The 17,449-nt window shown below is 73.8% G+C and carries 17 protein-coding genes; 9 read left to right on the forward strand and 8 right to left on the reverse strand.

Going from position 1 to position 17,449, the window contains the following annotated elements; all coding sequences use genetic code 11:
- Positions 1 to 243: 243 nt before the first annotated feature.
- Positions 244 to 1,626, forward strand: coding sequence for a cysteine desulfurase/sulfurtransferase TusA family protein (locus tag CP982_RS12575; RefSeq protein ID WP_150510600.1), 1,383 nt, complete (start codon positions 244 to 246; stop codon positions 1,624 to 1,626).
- Positions 1,627 to 1,772: 146 nt separating this feature from the next.
- Here the strand turns inward: CP982_RS12575 and CP982_RS12580 are convergent, their stop codons facing one another.
- Entirely contained in the window at positions 1,773 to 2,747 is a 975-nt protein-coding gene (locus CP982_RS12580) for a carbohydrate kinase family protein (RefSeq protein WP_150510601.1), read from the reverse strand.
- A 179-nt stretch (positions 2,748 to 2,926) separates the two neighbouring features.
- Here CP982_RS12580 and CP982_RS12585 point away from each other — a divergent pair, with 179 nt between their 5' ends.
- Both CP982_RS12585 and CP982_RS12590 read left to right on the forward strand, forming a co-directional pair.
- The gene (locus tag CP982_RS12585) at positions 2,927 to 3,145 is read left to right on the forward strand and encodes a hypothetical protein (protein ID WP_150510602.1); all 219 of its coding nucleotides are present in this window, start codon (positions 2,927 to 2,929) and stop codon (positions 3,143 to 3,145) included.
- A 156-nt stretch (positions 3,146 to 3,301) separates the two neighbouring features.
- On the forward strand, positions 3,302 to 4,831 hold the full coding sequence (locus tag CP982_RS12590) for a hypothetical protein (protein WP_150510603.1): 1,530 nt from the start codon (positions 3,302 to 3,304) through the stop codon (positions 4,829 to 4,831).
- Between the two features lie 74 nt (positions 4,832 to 4,905).
- Here CP982_RS12590 and erpA read toward each other — a convergent pair whose 3' ends face one another.
- The gene (erpA, locus tag CP982_RS12595) at positions 4,906 to 5,262 is read right to left on the reverse strand and encodes an iron-sulfur cluster insertion protein ErpA (RefSeq protein ID WP_144003018.1); all 357 of its coding nucleotides are present in this window, start codon (positions 5,260 to 5,262) and stop codon (positions 4,906 to 4,908) included.
- Positions 5,263 to 5,462: 200 nt separating this feature from the next.
- Here erpA and nadA point away from each other — a divergent pair, with 200 nt between their 5' ends.
- Positions 5,463 to 6,677: a quinolinate synthase NadA gene (nadA, locus tag CP982_RS12600; protein ID WP_372503353.1), complete on the forward strand. Its 1,215-nt coding sequence runs from the start codon at positions 5,463 to 5,465 to the stop codon at positions 6,675 to 6,677.
- An 11-nt stretch (positions 6,678 to 6,688) separates the two neighbouring features.
- Here nadA and CP982_RS12605 read toward each other — a convergent pair whose 3' ends face one another.
- From CP982_RS12605 to CP982_RS12620, 4 genes are all read right to left on the reverse strand, one after another.
- Positions 6,689 to 7,369 carry a response regulator gene (locus CP982_RS12605; RefSeq protein ID WP_150510604.1) on the reverse strand — a complete coding sequence of 227 codons (681 nt, stop codon included), beginning with the start codon at positions 7,367 to 7,369 and terminating at the stop codon, positions 6,689 to 6,691.
- Positions 7,366 to 8,619: a sensor histidine kinase gene (locus tag CP982_RS12610; protein WP_229878920.1), complete on the reverse strand. Its 1,254-nt coding sequence runs from the start codon at positions 8,617 to 8,619 to the stop codon at positions 7,366 to 7,368. Before CP982_RS12610 ends, CP982_RS12605 begins: the two co-directional genes overlap by 4 nt.
- A 91-nt stretch (positions 8,620 to 8,710) precedes the next feature.
- On the reverse strand, positions 8,711 to 8,989 hold the full coding sequence (pspAA, locus tag CP982_RS12615; RefSeq protein WP_150510605.1) for a PspA-associated protein PspAA: 279 nt from the start codon (positions 8,987 to 8,989) through the stop codon (positions 8,711 to 8,713).
- A 27-nt stretch (positions 8,990 to 9,016) separates the two neighbouring features.
- A complete protein-coding gene (locus CP982_RS12620) occupies positions 9,017 to 9,808 on the reverse strand; it encodes a PspA/IM30 family protein (protein ID WP_150510606.1) in 792 nt (263 codons plus the stop codon).
- A 341-nt stretch (positions 9,809 to 10,149) separates the two neighbouring features.
- Here CP982_RS12620 and CP982_RS12625 point away from each other — a divergent pair, with 341 nt between their 5' ends.
- From CP982_RS12625 to CP982_RS12635, 3 genes are all read left to right on the forward strand, one after another.
- A complete protein-coding gene (locus CP982_RS12625; RefSeq protein ID WP_170316408.1) occupies positions 10,150 to 10,758 on the forward strand; it encodes a DUF3043 domain-containing protein in 609 nt (202 codons plus the stop codon).
- A 53-nt stretch (positions 10,759 to 10,811) separates the two neighbouring features.
- Positions 10,812 to 11,504 carry a class I SAM-dependent methyltransferase gene (locus CP982_RS12630; RefSeq protein ID WP_150515446.1) on the forward strand — a complete coding sequence of 231 codons (693 nt, stop codon included), beginning with the start codon at positions 10,812 to 10,814 and terminating at the stop codon, positions 11,502 to 11,504.
- 1,252 nt (positions 11,505 to 12,756) lie between these two features.
- Positions 12,757 to 13,809 carry a S1C family serine protease gene (locus tag CP982_RS12635; RefSeq protein ID WP_150510608.1) on the forward strand — a complete coding sequence of 351 codons (1,053 nt, stop codon included), beginning with the start codon at positions 12,757 to 12,759 and terminating at the stop codon, positions 13,807 to 13,809.
- 94 nt (positions 13,810 to 13,903) lie between these two features.
- Here CP982_RS12635 and CP982_RS12640 read toward each other — a convergent pair whose 3' ends face one another.
- Entirely contained in the window at positions 13,904 to 14,128 is a 225-nt protein-coding gene (locus tag CP982_RS12640; RefSeq protein ID WP_144003023.1) for a hypothetical protein, read from the reverse strand.
- An 89-nt stretch (positions 14,129 to 14,217) separates the two neighbouring features.
- On the opposite strand from CP982_RS12640, the gene CP982_RS12645 reads away from it, so the two are divergent.
- Complete coding sequence (locus tag CP982_RS12645; RefSeq protein ID WP_150510609.1) at positions 14,218 to 15,429, forward strand: bifunctional adenosylcobinamide kinase/adenosylcobinamide-phosphate guanylyltransferase; 1,212 nt, start codon at positions 14,218 to 14,220, stop codon at positions 15,427 to 15,429.
- Positions 15,430 to 15,436: 7 nt separating this feature from the next.
- On the opposite strand, the gene CP982_RS12650 is transcribed toward CP982_RS12645, so the two are convergent.
- Entirely contained in the window at positions 15,437 to 16,228 is a 792-nt protein-coding gene (locus CP982_RS12650; protein WP_229878918.1) for a class I SAM-dependent methyltransferase, read from the reverse strand.
- Positions 16,229 to 16,349: 121 nt separating this feature from the next.
- Between CP982_RS12650 and cobT the strand changes: the two genes are divergently transcribed.
- A complete protein-coding gene (cobT, locus tag CP982_RS12655) occupies positions 16,350 to 17,396 on the forward strand; it encodes a nicotinate-nucleotide--dimethylbenzimidazole phosphoribosyltransferase (protein WP_150510611.1) in 1,047 nt (348 codons plus the stop codon).
- Positions 17,397 to 17,449 lie beyond the last annotated feature (53 nt).

A 17,449-nucleotide genomic window follows, 5' to 3' on the forward strand; every position in this document is an offset into this window, starting at 1 on the left:
TCCCGAGAGTCTCGCCCGCGCTGTTCGGCTGCGGCCTTCTCGCTGGTCGGTCGCCGCCCTGCGTCGGGCAGGGGTTTGGATGTTTATGCGGACCAAACCCTACTGGACGCTATTTGGGGTCGCGCGGGGAGGGTGCCTAACGCGCCGCGGGTCACTCCGAAGGGGGGCGGTTGCCCCTCCGGGGCCGCGTTCTGACGGGGCCTCGGGACACCGTCGCCCGAGCGGAGGTCTTAGCGTTGCCGCGTGTCCTACTTCGACGCGGCCTCGTCCGCTCCCCTCCATCCCGTCGCCCGCCAGGGCCTGCAGGCCGCGCTGGACGAGGGGTGGGCGGATCCCTCCCGGTTGTACCGGGAAGGACGGCGCGCGCGGCTCCTGCTTGACGCGGCGCGGGAGGCGGCGGCCGAGGCCGTGGGGTGCCGCCCGGACGAGCTGGTGTTCACCACGTCCGGGACGCGGGCGCTGTACGACGGCGTCGCGGGTGCCCTCGCCGGGCGGCGCCGGGCGGGGCGGCATCTGGTGGTGTCCGCGGTGGAGCACTCCGCCGTACTCCATTCGGCCGCGGCACACGAGCGGGCGGGCGGCACGGTGACCGAGGTGGGCGTGGACCGGGGCGGGGCGGTGGACGTCCCGGCGTACGCGGCCGCGCTCCGGGACGACACCGCGCTCGCCTGTCTGCAGTCCGCCAACCACGAGGTCGGCACCCGTCAGCCGGTGGCCGAGGTCGCGGCGGCGTGCCGGGCCGCCGGGGTGCCGCTGCTCGTGGACGCGGCACAGTCACTGGCGTGGGGCCCGGTGGCGGGCGACTGGTCGCTCCTCGCGGCGAGCGCCCACAAATGGGGCGGCCCGGCCGGCGTCGGATTCCTCGTGGTCCGCAAAGGCGTGCGGTTCGCGCCCCAAGGACCGGTCGACGAGCGGGAGTCGGGCCGGGCGGCCGGGTTCGAGAACATCCCGGCGATCGTGGCGGCGGCCGCGGCGCTGCGGGCCGTACGGGCCGAGGCGGCGGCCGAGGAGGTCCGGCTGCGGGAGCTGACCGAGCGGATCCGGGCCCGGGTGCCCGCGCTCGTGCCGGACGTGCAGGTCGTCGGCGACCCCGTGCGGCGCCTTCCGCACCTGGTCACCTTCTCCTGTCTCTACGTCGACGGGGAGTCGCTCCTGCACGAGCTGGACCTGGCCGGGTTCTCCGTCTCCTCCGGCTCCTCCTGCACCAGCAGCACGCTGACCCCGAGCCATGTCCTCAAGGCGATGGGGGTGCTCAGCGAGGGCAACGTCCGGGTGTCGCTCCCCCTCGGCACGGCCGACGCGGACGTCGAGCGCTTCCTGGAGGTGCTGCCGGACGCTGTCGCCCGGGTCCGCGCGAAGCTGGGCGCGCCGCCGTCCGCCGCCGCGGCGGACGGGGCGCTCGACGAGCTCACGGTCGACGCCCTGGGCGAGCGGTGCCCGCACCCCGTCATCGAGCTGGCGAAGGCGCTGCCGCGGGTGCGGGTCGGGGGGACGGTGACCGTGCTTGCGGATGACGAGGTGGCCGCGGTGGACATTCCCGCGTGGTGCTGGACGCAGGGGCAGGAGTACGTGGGCGCCGAGCCGCGGGGGCTCGGCACGGCCTACGTGGTCCGCCGCCGCGCCTGAGGCTCTCCCCCCACCCGCCCGCCCTCCCATCGGCGCTCCGCGCCTCGTCCTCAAACGCCGGACGGGCTGGATGGCCTCGGCCGGGCCGGAACGGGTGGGCAGATGGGAGAACCCCGCCGCAGCGGCGGCGGGGCACACCCCGGGGGTCAGGACAGGTGGGCTCGGACCTCGGTGGCGGCGGCTTCGCCGTAGGCCACGGCGAAGCGGTCCATGAACTGGCTGCGCCGCAGCTCGTACTCCTGCGTGCCGGTCGTCTCGATGACCAGCGTCGCGAGCATGCAGCCCACCTGCGCCGCCCGCTCGTGCGACACGCCCCAGATGAGCCCGGAGAGGAACCCGGCGCGGAAGGCGTCGCCCACGCCCGTGGGCTCGACCTTGGCCTCCTCCTGCGGCACGCCGACCTCGATCGGGTCCTGCCCGGCGGTCTCGATGCGGACGCCCTTCGCACCGAGGGTGGTCACGCGGTGGCCGACCTTGCCCAGGATCTCCGCGTCGGACCAGCCGGTCTTGGACTCGATGAGCCCCTTCTCGTACTCGTTGGAGAAGAGGTACGTCGCGCCGTCCATGAGGGTGCGGATCTCGTCGCCGTTCATGCGGGCGATCTGCTGGGAGAAGTCCGCGGCGAAGGGGATGCCCCGGCTGCGGCACTCCTCGGTGTGGCGCAGCATCGCCTCGGGGTCGTCGGCGCCGATCAGGACGAGGTCGAGGCCGCCCACGCGGTCGGCGACGGTCTTGAGCTCGATGAGACGGGCCTCGCTCATGGCGCCGGTGTAGAAGGAGCCGATCTGGTTGTGGTCGGCGTCCGTGGTGCAGACGAAGCGGGCGGTGTGCAGCGTCTCGGAGATGCGCACCGACTCGGTGTCCACGTTGTGCCGGTCGAGCCAGGCGCGGTACTCGTCGAAGTCGGGGCCCGCGGCACCGACCAGGACGGGCCGGGTGCCGAGCTGGCCCATGCCGAAGCAGATGTTGGCACCGACGCCACCGCGGCGGACATCGAGGGCGTCGACGAGGAACGAGAGGGAGACCGTGTGCAGTTGGTCGGCGACCAGTTGGTCGGCGAAGCGGCCGGGAAAGGTCATCAGGTGGTCGGTGGCGATGGAGCCGGTGACTGCGATACGCACGGCTGGAAGCTCCTGCGGCGTGTAGCGGCGGCGTACCGCCCTCGTGGTCAAGGCGGTGACGGACGTCGCGTGGGCGGTTGACGGTTAACGCTATCCGGTCGGGCCCGAAACGATGAACGGCTGAAAATACCCGATAGTAGGTCTTTCTCCTTGCGCCCAGCGGTGCATACGGTTCCGGTATGACCCTCTTTCCGCAGGACAGCGCGGCGCGGCAGGCTTCCGAACAGGGAGTCGAGACCTGGGAGACATTGCGTGGTGCTTGCACGCGCATGGTCCCGCACTGGGCGGTGCCCTCGGTCCCCGCGGGCACGCCGGTGCCGCCGTCCCGGATCCACGGCGTCACGGTCCCGGCGGCGTCCGCGCGCCTCCTCGACGGGATGTCCGAGTACGGGGACTGAAACCGGCCGAGGGAACCAGTCGCTCCCCCACCGCGTCCCATCGCCGTCCCCCGTCGGGGGGATGTCTTGTACGACGGGACGCCGCGGCGCGCGTGCACCGTGGCGGATCGCCGTGCAGGCTCATGAAGACGGCCCGGCACGCGAAGGAGCGATGCGGTGAGCACCGATCAGGCACAGGACGGACGGCGGCGACGGCCCTCGCTGGTGGTCGCGTCGGTGGCGGCCGCGGTCCTGCTGGCGGGCGGCGGGGCCTACCTCGCCGTGGACCCGGCCGGCGAGGACGGCACTCCGGCGGGCGACGGCGGGACTCCCCCTCCGCTCGCCCTGGACGGGTACGCGGACGGATCGGGCGGACACTCCGATTCCGGTACGGACCGTGCGGACCGTGCGGACGGCACGAACGGCGGAGGCTCCACCCCGCCGCCGGAGGGCATCGCCCCGGGCGAGCCCGACCCCTCCGGCGTGACCTACCGGGCCTCGGGCGAGCTGCCCGAAGGGCCCGACGCGGCCGCCGTGTACGAGCCGCGCGGCGAGGTCACCAAGGACCAGGTGGTCCGCCTCGCCAAGGCGCTCGGCCTGTCCGGCACGCCGACCACGCAGGGCGACTCCTGGCGGCTCGGCCCGGCCAACGACGGCTCGGGCGCCTCGCTCCAGGTGGCCCGCAAGGCCCCCGGCACCTGGTCGTTCACCCGGTCCGGGCCCGGCGGCGGCGACAACTGCCTGAAGGGCAAGCCCTGCCCGCCCCGGACGTCCCCGGAGCTGGACGGCGGCACTCCGGTCGGCGAGCGGGCCGCGAAGGCCGCCGCCGCGCCCGTCCTGAAGGCCCTCGGCCAGGACGGCGCCAAGCTGGACGCGCGCCAGCTCATGGGTTCCGTACGGGTGGTCAACGCCGACCCCGAGGTGGACGGACTGCCGACGTACGGCTGGTCGACGGGCGTCCAGGTGGGCCCGGACGGCGAAGTGGTGGGCGGCAGCGGCCGGCTGAGCAAGCCGCACAAGGGCGCGAGGTACCCGGTGGTGAGCGCGGACGAGGCCCTCGCCCTGCTGAACGCGTCGGGCAAGGGCGGCGGCGTGGGCATCGGCGGCTGTGCGACCCCGGTGCCGCACAAGGGCGACGGGCCGAGCAGGCGCGACGAGGTGCGCTGCACGCCGACCGTGCCGCCGAAGCAGGAGCCGATCGCCGTGGAGGGCGCCGCCTTCGGCCTGGCCGCGCACTTCGTGGCCGGGCGGCAGACGCTCGTACCGTCGTGGCTGTTCGAGGTGCGGCCGCAGGGCGCGCGGGACGCCCACACGGTGTCGCACCCGGCGGTGGAGCCGGCGTATCTGAAGGCGCCCGGAGCGCCGGGTGACGCCGAGCCGAAGCCGAAGCCCGACAAGGGCGACACCTACACCAGCGACGTCAAGGTCGAGGGGTACAGCACGTCGGGCCGCACGCTGACGGTGCACTTCACGGGCGGGGTGTGCAGCACGTACGAGGCGTCGGCGCGCGAGAGCGGCGGACGGGTCAGCGTGCGGGTCACCGCGACCGAGGAGAGGGGCAAGGTGTGCATCGCGCTCGCGAAGTTCTACACACTGCCCGTGACCTTGGAGAAGCCGCTCGGTGACCGGAAGGTCGTCACGCCCGGCGGCACGGCGGTGCCGCGCGACAAGGGCGAGGTCAAGGCCGAGCCCGCGCCGCGGTCGTAGCCCGCGGCGCCCTGGACGTACGAAGGCGGTGGCTCCCCCCGAGGAGGGGGAGCCACCGCCTTCGTACGTACGGCTTAGCTGAAGGAGTCGCCGCAGGCGCAGGAACCCGTGGCGTTCGGGTTGTCGATCGTGAAGCCCTGCTTCTCGATCGTGTCGACGAAGTCGATGGAGGCGCCGCCCAGGTACGGAGCGCTCATGCGGTCGGTGACGACCTTCACACTGCCGAACTCCTTGACGACATCGCCGTCGAGCGAGCGCTCGTCGAAGAAGAGCTGGTAGCGCAGGCCCGAGCAGCCACCGGGCTGAACGGCGACACGCAGGGCCAGGTCCTCACGGCCTTCCTGGTCGAGCAGGGCCTTGACCTTGGCCGCGGCGGCGTCGGTCAGGATGATGCCGTCGGTGACGGTGGTGGTCTCGTCCGATACGGACATCTACATCGCTCCCGGGTAGTACGGAGACTGCTTGCCGACCGGTTCCAACCGGTGTGGCCGCGAATTCATTCCCATGCTCGCACACGGCGCCCCACGGGGGATGCGTCACATCGACACTATGGCCATCGTCAAACTGACGTGAAGCGGTTATGATAGATAACGTCAATTAGACGAAAAGGCTCGTCTGCAGAACAGAAAGGGTGCGTGACGTGACCACCGCCCAATCCCCCGCGGCCCCCGTGGACCTCGGTGACCTCGGCGTTGAGCCGACCCCGCTCGCCCTCCTGCTGCTCGGCCGCGAGGCCGACCCGAGGAGCGAGCGCGGCGTGGAGTGCCCGGGAGACCTGCCCTCTCCGTCGGACCCCGACCTGGTGGAGCGCGCCCGCGCCGCCAAGGAGAGGCTCGGCGACAAGGTGTTCGTGCTCGGCCACCACTACCAGCGCGACGAGGTCATCCAGTTCGCCGACGTCACCGGCGACTCGTTCAAGCTGGCCAAGGACGCGGCAGCCCGGCCGGACGCCGAGTACATCGTCTTCTGCGGCGTGCACTTCATGGCCGAGTCCGCGGACATCCTGACCACCGACGACCAGAAGGTCGTGCTCCCCGACCTGGCCGCGGGCTGCTCGATGGCCGACATGGCCACGGCCGAGCAGGTCGCCGAGTGCTGGGACGTGCTGACCGAGGCCGGGATCGCCGAGCAGGTGGTGCCCGTCTCGTACATGAACTCCTCCGCCGACATCAAGGCGTTCACGGGCAAGCACGGCGGCACCATCTGCACGTCGTCGAACGCCGAGCGGGCCCTGGAGTGGGCCTTCGAGCAGGGCGAGAAGGTCCTCTTCCTGCCGGACCAGCACCTGGGCCGCAACACCGCCGTCCGCGACATGGGCATGTCCCTGGACGACTGCGTGGTCTACAACCCGCACAAGCCGAACGGCGGCCTGACCGCCGAGCAGCTGCGCGCCGCGAAGATGATCCTGTGGCGCGGCCACTGCTCCGTGCACGGCCGCTTCTCGCTGGAGTCGGTCGAGGACGTCCGGGCCCGCATACCCGGCGTGAACGTCCTGGTCCACCCAGAGTGCAAGCACGAGGTCGTGGCGGCGGCGGACCACGTCGGCTCGACCGAGCACATCATCAAGACCCTGGAGGCGGCCCCCGCGGGCTCCAAGTGGGCCATCGGCACCGAGCTGAACCTGGTGCGCCGCCTGGCCAACCGCTTCGCGCCCGAGGGCAAGGAGATCGTCTTCCTCGACAAGACGGTGTGCTTCTGCTCCACCATGAACCGCATCGACCTGCCGCACCTGGTCTGGGCCCTGGAGTCCCTGGCCGACGGCAAGCTCGTCAACCGCATCGAGGTCGACCGCGAGACCGAGCAGTTCGCGAAGCTGGCCCTGGAGCGGATGCTGGCGCTGCCGTAGCCGGTACGGCGTCAGTCGGCCCGCGGCCGGACGAGGCCCGACTCGTAGGCGATCACGACGAGTTGGGCCCGGTCGCGGGCGCCCAGTTTCGCCATGGCCCGGTTCACATGGGTCTTCACCGTCAGCGGGCTGACCTCGAGGCGCTCGGCGATCTCGTCGTTCGAAAGGCCCCCCGCGACCTGGACGAGGACCTCGCGCTCGCGCCCGGTGAGCGCGTCGAGGCGCTCGCCGCGGCCGGGCGCGTCACTGTTCGAACCGTCGCTCTGCGCGAGGAACTTGGCGATGAGCCCCTTCGTCGCCGTGGGCGACAGGAGCGCCTCGCCCGCGGCCGCGATGCGGATGGCGCCGAGGAGTTCGTCGGGCTCGGCGCCCTTGCCGAGGAACCCGGACGCCCCCGCCCGCAGCGACTGCACCACGTACTCGTCGACCTCGAAGGTCGTCAGCATGACCACACGTACGTGGGAAAGGGCCGGGTCCTCGCTGATCATCCGGGTGGCGGCGAGGCCGTCCGTGCCCGGCATGCGGATGTCCATCAGGACGACGTCCGCCGCCTCGGCCTTCGCGAGGCGCACGGCCTGGGCGCCGTCGGAGGCCTCGCCGACGACCTCCATGTCGGGTTCGGAGTCGACGAGGACCTTGAACGCGCTGCGCAGCAGCGCCTGGTCGTCGGCGAGCAGCACCCGGATCGTCACGCGGTCCCTCCCCTGGCCGGGCTGTGCTCCCGGCCGCCCTGTTTCACGGTCGTGACCGGCAGGATCGCATGGACGCGGAAGCCGCCTCCGTAGCGGGGGCCGACACTGCACCGCCCGCCGAGCGCGCTGACGCGCTCGCGCATGCCGATGAGGCCGTGCCCGCCGCCGCGGTCGGGGTCGTCGACGGGCTGCGCGTCGTCGCCCGCCCCGTCGTCGAGGACCGTGATCTCCAGGTTCGGCCCCACGCGCACCACGCTGACCTCCGCCTTGGCCCGCTCGCCCGCGTGCTTCTGCACGTTCGTCAGCGCCTCCTGGATGATGCGGTACGCCGCCAGGTCCACGGCGGCGGGCGGCGGCTGGCCGCTGTCGCCGCGGGCCACCTCCACGGGCAGGCCCGCGTGCCGGAACGTGTCCACGAGGTCGTCGAGCCGTGCGAGGCCCGGCGCGGGCTCCGTGGGCGCCTCGGGGTCGCCGTTCTGCCGCAGCAGGCCGACGGTGGCGCGCAGCTCGCCGAGCGCGGACCTGCTGGCCTCCCGGACGTGCGCGAGGGCCTCCTTGGCCTGGTCGGGCCGCTTGTCCATGACGTGTGCCGCGACCCCCGCCTGGACGTTGACCAGGGCGATGTGGTGGGCGACGACGTCGTGCAGGTCGCGGGCGATGCGCAGCCGCTCCTCGGCGACCCGGCGCCTGGCCTCTTCCTCACGGGTGCGTTCGGCCCGCTCGGCGCGCTCCCTTATGGCGTCGACGAAGGCACGGCGGCTGCGCACCGCGTCGCCCGCGGCGGCGGCCATGCCGGTCCAGGCGAAGATGCCGAGGTTCTCCTGGCCGTACCAGGGCAGGGGCCCCGCGACCATGGCGACGCCGGTGAGCCCCGCCATCGTGACCAGGCCGACGCGCCAGGTGGTGGGGCGGTTGGTGCGGGCGGCCACGGTGTACAGGGCGACGACGGCGCACATCACGACGGGTGCGCGGGGGCCGGTCGACACGAGCTCCACGATGGAGAACGCGGAGGTGGTGGCGAGCACCGTCCACGGGGCGCGGCGCCGGAAGACGAGCATGGCCGCGCCCGCGCCCATGAGTGTGAGGCTCATGGCACCCGGGGCGTGCACGTTCCACGTGGAGCCCTGCTCCCCGTAAGGCTCGGCGAAGGAGCCGATGACCATGAAGACGAGGGCGGCGGCGGCGAGGGCCGCGTCCACGGCCAGCGGGTGCGTTCTGGCCCAGCCGCGGCACCGTTCAAAGTTGGTCACGGCTAAACGGTACGGGGCGCCTCCCGGCGGGGGGAACGGAAAGCGGGTTCGGGGGGCGGGGGTTGACGTCACCCCCGGTCCCGCGCGGGCGTCAGCCGGGGATGAGGCCGTCGTCCGAGAGCATGGCGCGGACCTCCGCGAGGGTGGCGTCCGGGGCGGGGAGGATGAGCTCCGAAGGTTCGAGGGCGTCGTCGGGGAGGGGGTCCCCCAGCTCGCGGACCTTGTCCAGGAGGGCGTGCAGCGTGCGGCGGAAGCCGGGCTCGTCGCCGCCCTCCATCTCCTCGAGCAGTTCGTCGTCCAGCTTGTTCAGCTCGGTGAAGTGGCTGTCGGCCAGCTTCACCTGCCCCTCCCCCATGATCCTTACGATCATGACGCCCTCCTCGGACGTGAGCGGTGGCTACTGCTTGTCGAAGCGGGTGACGTCCTTCGACTGCGCCTGGGACTGGCCCTGGCCGCCCTCGATGGCCGGCTTCGACGTGCTGGAGCCGCCGGCCAGCTCGGCCTTCATGCGCTGCAGCTCCAGCTCTACATCTGTACCACCGGAGAGCCGGTCCAGCTCGGACTGGATGTCGTCCTTGGCGAGGCCGGAGGAGTCGTCGAGGGCGCCCGAGGCGAGGAGCTCGTCGATCGCGCCGGCGCGGGCCTGGAGCTGGGCCGTCTTGTCCTCGGCGCGCTGGATCGCCATGCCGACGTCGCCCATCTCCTCGGAGATGCCGGAGAAGGCCTCGCCGATGCGGGTCTGGGCCTCGGCCGCGGTGTACGTGGCCTTGATGGTCTCCTTGCGCGTGCGGAACGCGTCGACCTTGGCCTGCAGGCGCTGGGCCGCGAGGGTGAGCTTCTCCTCCTCGCCCTGCAGGGTCTGGTGCTGCGTCTCCAGGTCGCTGACCTGCTGCTGGAGCGCCGCGCGGCGCGAGAGCGCCTCGCGGGCCAGGTCCTCGCGGCCGAGCGCGAGCGCCTTGCGGCCCTGGTCCTCAAGGGTGGAGGACTGCTTCTGGAGCTGGTTGAGCTGCAGTTCGAGACGCTTGCGGGAGGTCGCCACGTCGGCGACGCCGCGGCGGACCTTCTGCAGCAGCTCCAGCTGCTTCTGGTACGAGTAATCGAGGGTTTCGCGCGGGTCCTCGGCCCGGTCAAGGGCCTTGTTCGCCTTCGCGCGGAAGATCATCCCCATACGCTTCATGACACCGCTCATGGGCTTCGCGCGCCCCCTTCTGACGGACTCCAGCTCCAGCTGCTGCAACAGAACCCACGGTACGGGGTCTGTATCCATTACCGCACTGTTCGCGGGTGGATGCGCTCATCCCCAAGGACGACTGCACCGCCCGCCTCTCCGGCGCAAGGAGTAGGTGCGCCCCCGGGAACAGCCCGGGACGGCCCCTCCGTCGCTCTGCCACATCTGCAAGACGGCCGGTGTTGCGGGATCGTTCCCCGGGGAGCGGACGTCCATGCGCCCGCCGGTCTCCCGCCGGTGCGCCCCGGGAAAGAGGGTCCTCCGGCCCCGCGCCTCCCGCTTACCCCGTACCCTTGGCTTTTGTGTTCCGTAGCCGATCCAAGGACGAGAAGGCCCCGGCCGCCAAGGCGCCGGTAGCCGAGAGCGCGTCTTCCCAGTCCTCGCCCCGTGACCCCGAGGCCCCCAAGGGCCGCCCCACCCCCAAGCGTGCCGCGGCCCAGTCGCAGCGCCGCAGCGTGATGAACACGCCGACGTCGCGCAAGGAGGCAGCCAAGCGGTCGCGCGAGGAGCGCCGCGCGAACATGGAGAAGCAGCGCCAGGCGCTGGCCAGCGGCGACGAGCGGTATCTGCCGCCGCGGGACAAGGGTCCGGTGCGCAAGTACGCCCGCGACTTCGTGGACTCGCGGTTCTGCGTCGCGGAGTTCTTCCTGCCGATGGCCGTGCTCATCCTCGTGCTGAGCCTGGTCCGCGTCGCGCAGCTGCAGAACATCGCGCTGCTGCTGTGGCTCGTCGTGATCGTCCTGATCGTGCTCGACTCCGTCGTCACGGCCTTCCGTCTGAAGAAGCGCCTCAACGAGCGCTTCCCCGACGAGCACAAGAAGGGCGCCGTCGCGTACGCCCTGATGCGTTCGCTCCAGATGCGTCGGCTGCGGCTGCCGAAGCCGCAGGTCAAGCGCGGGGAGCGACCCTGAGCGAGATCCAGGGCGCAGGCCCTGGAGAGCGTACGGCCGTGTGCCAGGAACTGGTGGCACGGCAACTGGACGAGCAGATCGCGGCGCGGTTCCCGGTGGGACGGCGGCTGCGGGTGCTCGACGTCGGCATGGGGCGCGGGGCGCAGGCGCTCCGGCTCGCCCGTGCCGGACACCAGGTGACGGGCGTCGAGCGGGAAGCCGACGGCCTCGCCGCCGCGCGGGCCGCGGCGGCGGCCGAGCCGGAGGGCATCCGGTCGCGGATGCGGATCGTCGAGGGCGACGGGCGGGACACGGGGGTGCACTTCCTGCCCGGGAGCTTCGACGTCGTGCTGTGTCACGGCGTCCTGATGTACGTCGACGAGCCCGACGCCCTGCTTGCCGGGCTCGGCCGGGTCCTCGCGCCCGGCGGGCTGCTCTCCCTGGTGGTACGGAACGCGGACGCGATGGCCATGGCGCCTGCGCTGCGGGGTGACTGGGGCGGGGCGCTCGCCGCCTTCGGGGCCGACACGTACGAGGACCCCTCCGGGGGGCGGGCGCGGGCCCATCGGCTCGACGCGGTCTCCGGGGCGCTCGCGGGGATCGCCGCGCCCCTGCGGGCCTGGTACGGGGTGCGGGTCTTCTCCTCGGCGGTGCCTGACGCCGGGGCGGCGCTCGACGGGCTTCTCGCCGCCGAGGAGCGGGCCGGGCGAACCGATCCCTACCGGGCGGTCGCCTCCCTGCTCCACGTCTGCGGCACCCGCGACTGAGCCTCGGGCCACGCTCCGGCGTGCCCCTGCCTGAGCCCTCCGGGCACGGTCCGCCACATGGCTCGACCGACCGGGCCCTGAACACGGCCCCTCCCTGGCCGAAGCCGCGCCCTACCCCCACGGCTCCGGCCGGACCGGCCCCGGCTCAGGCCCGGACGTGATCCCCTTGGCCGAAGCCGCACCGCATGCCCGGCCCGGGCACGACTGAGCCCGGGTGCAAGCCCCGGCTCAGGCACCCTGGCCGAAGCCGCGCCACGTGTCCTCGGTCGACCGGTCAGGGGCCCGGGCACGACGGAGCCCCGGCGCAGGCCCCGGATGCGGCCCCTTGGTCGAAGCCGCGCCGCATGCCCCCGCTCGACGGGGCAGGGGCCCGGGCACGACGGAGCCCCGGCGCAGGCCCCGGATGCGGCCCCTTGGTCGAAGCCGCGCCGCATGCCCCCGCTCGACGGGGCAGGGGCCCGGCCCGAGCACGGCTGAGCCCCGGTACACACCCCGGGCAACGGCCCCTGGACCGAAGCGGCGCCTCCCCGCCGGGACAGTCCCACCCACCCGCCCCCACCATCGGGCACCTGTGCCTACGTCCCCCGCCGGACCCCACCTCGCCCCGCCAGGGCGGGCCCACCCGCCCCCACCATGACTGGGACAGTGCGTCAGGGCACTGGCCGGGGGCGTTTCGGGGGGCGAGACCACCGCCGCGGTAACGGCGGCGCTGCGGGGCATCAGCCGCAGCGCCCCGCGTCTGGCCCCGATCAGCGAAGCCAAGGTGGCGCGGGTGGGTGGGAGACGACCGCCGAGGTAACTCGGGGTGCCAGCCGCAGCGCACCGCGCAGGGGCCCCACCCACGAAGCCACAGCGCCACGGGCGGGCGGGGGGGAAGACCGTCGCGGTAGCGGCGGGAACTCGGAGGCGCCAGGCGCAGCGCTCCGCGTCGGGGCCGCACCCTCAAAGCCAAGGCGCTACGGGCGGGTGGGTGGGAAACCACCGCCGCGGTAGCGGCGGGGACCCGGGGGTGCCAGCCGCAGCGCACCGCGTCAGGGCCCCGCCCGCGAAGCCGCGGCGTTACGGGTGGGCGGGTGGGAAACCACCGCCGCGGTAGCGGCGGGGACCCGGGGCCCCACCGGCGAAGCCATCGTGGGAGGCCACCGCCGCGGTAGCGGCAAAACCCAGGGAGGGCCCCGCGTCGGGGCACGTGCCCCCTGTTCGGACCCGTTCAGGAGGTCGGTGGAGGGGGCGGGGGCCAGACTCGGGGGGCATGAGAGCTTCGCGTGGGTTCGTGGTGATGGGGGCCTTGGTCGCGGCCGGTCTCGTGGCCGGGTGCGCGGGAGACGACGGGGCCTCCCGGGGCAAGGAGTCGACGACTCAGGCGGCCGCCCCCGCCGCGGCGGGCGACCTCCAGGACGACTACCTGAAGGTCATCAAGGACGCGCTCCCCTCCGTCGTACAGATCGACGCCTCCGACAGCCTCGGCTCCGGCGTGGTCTACGACGACAAGGGACACATCGTCACCAACGCCCACGTGGTGGGCCGGGAGAAGACGTTCAAGGTGACCACGGCCACCGGCGAGCAGCCCCTCGCGGCCACGCTCGTGTCGGCGTACCCGGAGCAGGACCTCGCCGTCATCAAGCTCGACAAGGTGCCGCGCGGCCTGAAGGCCGCGGACTTCGGCGACTCCGGGAAGGTGGAGGTCGGCCAGATCGTGCTCGCGATGGGCTCACCGCTCGGCCTGTCGTCGAGCGTCACGCAGGGCATCGTGTCGGCGACCGGCCGCACGGTCAGCGAGGGCCGCTCCGGCGGCGGCACCGGCGCCACCATCGGGAACATGGTGCAGACGTCCGCCGCGATCAATCCGGGCAACAGCGGCGGCGCCCTGGTGAACCTCGACGGCGACGTCATCGGCATTCCGACGCTCGCCGCGACCGATCCGGAGATGGGCGACGGCGCGGCGCCCGGCATCGGCTTCGCGATCCCCGCGTCGATGGTGCGCACGGTGGCCGACCAGATCGTGAAGAGCGGCAAGGTCACCGACTCGGGCCGGGCCGCGCTCGGCATCAGCGGGCGCACGGTCCTCGGGGACGACTACCGGCCCGCGGGCGTGGCGGTGGCCGAGGTGAAGAGTGGCGGCGGCGCCGACAAGGCGGGCATCGGGCCCGGCGACATCATCACCGGGCTCGGGGACGACCGGATCACCACGGTCACCTCCCTCTCGGAGGCGCTCGCCGAGGCCGAGCCGGGCGACAAGGAGCGGGTGACGTACGTACGGGACGGCGACGAGCGGACCGCCGAGGTCACCCTCGGGGAGATGTGAGAGGAACAAGCGCGGAACGAGAGCGAAAACGAGAGCAAAAGGGAGGCGGGGCCGTGGCCCCGCCTCCCCGTGTGTCGCGTGGGATCCGCGTGCGTCAGCCCTGCGGCGCCGCGTCCTGCGCGTGCAGACTCATCGGGCCGTAGATCTCCGAGGTGTCCTCGAAGAGCGTCACCTGGTCCGCGCCGCCCTCGGCGAGGTCCTTCCAGTGTTCGCCGATCCAGGTCTCCGCGTCTCCCTGAGTGGTGAACTCCTCCGGCTGCACGGCGGGCTGGACCTCCGTCCCGTCCGCCTTCTCGAACCGCCACGTCCATGCCGCCATGTCAGCCTCCCGAGGTCCAGTGGTGTCCCGAAGCCGCTTGAAGCCTAGCCGGGCGCGCGGCGCGCGGGGCGACGCGGGAGGATCTTCCTGTGGAACTGACTCTGCTCGGCACCGGAGCCCCCGAGGGGCTGCCCCGCCCCGGCTGTCCCTGCGCCGCGTGCGCGACCGCGCTCGGCGACCAGGCGCGGGCGGCCACGGCGCTGCTCGTGGACGGTGTGCTGCTGCTCGACCTGACCCCGGGCGCCGCGTTCGCCGCGGCCCGCGCCGGGCACTCGCTCGGCGGGGTGCGCCAGGTGCTGCTCTCGCATCCGCACGACGGCCCCGCCGTGGAGGTGCCGGCCGGGCTTCCGCAGCCGGGCCGGGTGCCGGACGGCCGGGAGCTGGCTTTGCTCACCGGGCACCGGGTGCGGGCCGTCGCGATGGACGCCCCCGGCACCGGCTACGAGGTGACGGGGCCGGACGGCGAGCGGCTGCTGTTTCTGCCGCCCGGCTGCGCGCCCGCGGGGGTGGGTCCCGAGAACGGCGGCGGGCAGGCCGTCTACGACATGGTCGTGGCCGACGTGGTGGCCCGCCCGGACGGGCTCGCGCGGCTGCGGGCGGCCGGGGCGGCGGGCCCGACCACGGACGTGATCGCCGTGCACATCGGCCACGACGTGCCGCCGGGCCCCGAGCTGGCCCGTCGGCTCGCGGCGGCCGGGGCGCGGGCGGTGCCGGACGGCACGACCCTGGAGGTCGGCGCGTACGAGGACGTGCCGGACGTGCCGCGGCGCACCCTGGTCCTCGGCGGCGCCCGCTCCGGCAAGTCGGTGGAGGCCGAGCGGCGTCTCGAGGCCTTCCCCGACGTGCTGTACGTGGCCACCGGCGGGTTGCGCGGCGGGGACGCGGAGTGGGCGGATCGGGTGCGCACGCACCGCGAGCGGCGGCCGGGGTCCTGGCGCACCACGGAGACCTGCGACCTCGTGCCGCTGCTCGCCGAGTCCGGGCCGCCGCTGCTCATCGACTGTCTTTCGCTGTGGCTGACGCAGGCGATGGACGACGTGAACGCGTGGGACGACGCCGAGTGGGCGGGCGGCGGCGAGCGGGCGCTGCGCAAGCGGGTCACGGAGCTCACGGACGCGGTGCGGGCCGCGCGGCGCACGGTGGTCACGGTGTCGAACGAGGTCGGCTCCGGCATCGTCCCGGCGACCGCGTCGGGGCGCCGCTACCGCGACGAACTGGGCCGCCTGAACGCCGCGTTCGCCGCCGAGTGCGAGCACGTGCTGCTCGTGGTGGCGGGGCAGGCGCTGCCGCTGCGCGGCTGAGGCGGGCTCAGACGTCGCTGTCGCGGCGGGCGATGACGCGGTAGGTGTTGCCGAAGCCGGTGCGGGTGAGCAGGGGCGCGAGCAGCTGGTCGAGGGCGTAGGCGAGCACGATCAGGGGTGCCGTCGCCCATCCGCACGCCCGGCGCGGCCCGGCGGCCCTCGGCAGCCAGCGGTCGGCGGCGAGGACGGCGGCGCCGGTCAGGTCGAGCGGCAGGTGCGGGGCGCGGCGTTCGACGTCGACGAGGGTGAAGCCGAGCTCGTCCAGGGTGCGGCGCAGCCGGCCGATGGGCAGCAGGCGCTCCCGCGGTGCGCGTGCGTGGGCGGGCCACCACGGGCCGAGGATCCGGGCGGAGCGGGACTCGGGGTCGGCCGCCTCGATCACCAGGTGTCCGCCGGGGCGCAGGACGGTGCGGGCGGCGGCGAGCTCCGCCTCCGGGTCGGGGACGCACTCCAGGTGGTGGACCATGCTCACCGCGTCGTACCGGTCCGCGAGGCGGTCCGCGAGGTCCGGCAGGAGCCCTTGGTGGGCCTCCTCGATGTGCCCGGCGTCGCGGGCTTCCTCGACGGCGTCACCGGTGTCCGTGCCGTCGTACGCGGTGTACGGCAGGACGTCCTTGGCGGCGGCCGGGAGGCGGCCGTGTCCGGTGCCGACGTCGAGCCAGCTCTCGGGTTCGAGGTGCCGGGCGAGGGCGTGGGCCGTGGCGTGGTGGCGCCGGGTGGAGTGCCGGGCGCGCAGGACGCGCTCGACGGGGTCGTCGGTGGCCTGCTGACGGACGTACGAGACAGGGCGATTCGACACAAACGGAACGTAAGGGATCTGTGGTGGCGGGGCAACGACGTCGGGGGGCCGGTGTCACCGGTGGCGGACCGGCCCGGGGCCGTTCGCGCGCCTGTCACCGCCCGCCGGTACTGTTCGCCGAATGAGCTCGCTGATTCTCGACGACTTCACCGACCTGATCGAGCGGCCCGACGGCGGGGTGCGCCGCGACGCCGAGGAGCGCAGGGAGCGGCAGAGCGTGCCGCCCGGCTCCCTCGGCCGCCTGGACGAGCTCGCCGAGTGGCTGTCGGCGGCGCAGGGGTCCGTGCCGGTCAAGCCGATCGACCGGCCGCGGGCGCTGCTCTTCGCCGGTGACCACGGCGTCGCCGAGCTCGGCGTGTCGGCCCGGCCCCCGGGCGGCGCCGCGGACCTCGTGCGGTCCGTCCTGTCCGGGGCGGCGCCGGCGGCCGTGCTCGCGCGGCGCCTCGACGTGCCCGTGCGGGTGGTCGACCTGGCCCTGGACTGCGACCCGGACGAGCTGCCCGCCGAGGTCGCGGGCCACCGGGTGCGGCGCGGCTCGGGCCGCATCGACATCGAGGACGCGCTGACCGCGGACGAGGCCGAGCGCGCGGTGCGCGCGGGCATCGCGCTCGCCGACGAGGAGGCCGACTCGGGCACCGACCTGGTCGTGCTCGGCGACGTCAGCGTCGGCGGTACGACACCCGCGGCGACGCTGATCGCGGCCCTCTGCGGCACCGACGCGTCGGTGGTGACCGGCCGCGGCGGGCAGCCGATCGACGACCTGGCGTGGATGCGCAAGTGCGCGGCGGTCCGGGACTCCCTGCGGCGCGCGCGGCCGGTGCTCGGCGACCAGCTGGAGCTGCTCGCGGCGGTGGGCGGGGCCGACGTCGCGGCCATGACCGGGTTCCTGCTCCAGTCCGCGGTGCGGCGCACGCCCGTGGTCCTGGACGGCGTGGTGGCCGCCGCGGCGGCCCTGGTGGCCCAGCGGGTCGCCTTCCGGGCGCCGGACTGGTGGCTGGCCGGGCACGACAGCGGGGAGCCCGCGCAGGCCAAGGCGCTCGACCGAATGGCCCTCGAGCCGCTGCTCAGCCACGGGGTGAAGGTCGGCGAAGGCGTGGGGGCGCTGCTCGCGGTGCCGCTGCTGCGGTCGGCCGCGGCACTCGCGGCGGAGCTTCCCGTGGCCGAGTAGCCGCGGCCCGCCTCGGCGCGTGGGCCCCCTGGGCGCGGCCCGTGACGGCATAT

Origin of the sequence: Streptomyces spectabilis, from assembly GCF_008704795.1 — a bacterium.
GTDB classification, from domain to species: domain Bacteria; phylum Actinomycetota; class Actinomycetes; order Streptomycetales; family Streptomycetaceae; genus Streptomyces; species Streptomyces spectabilis.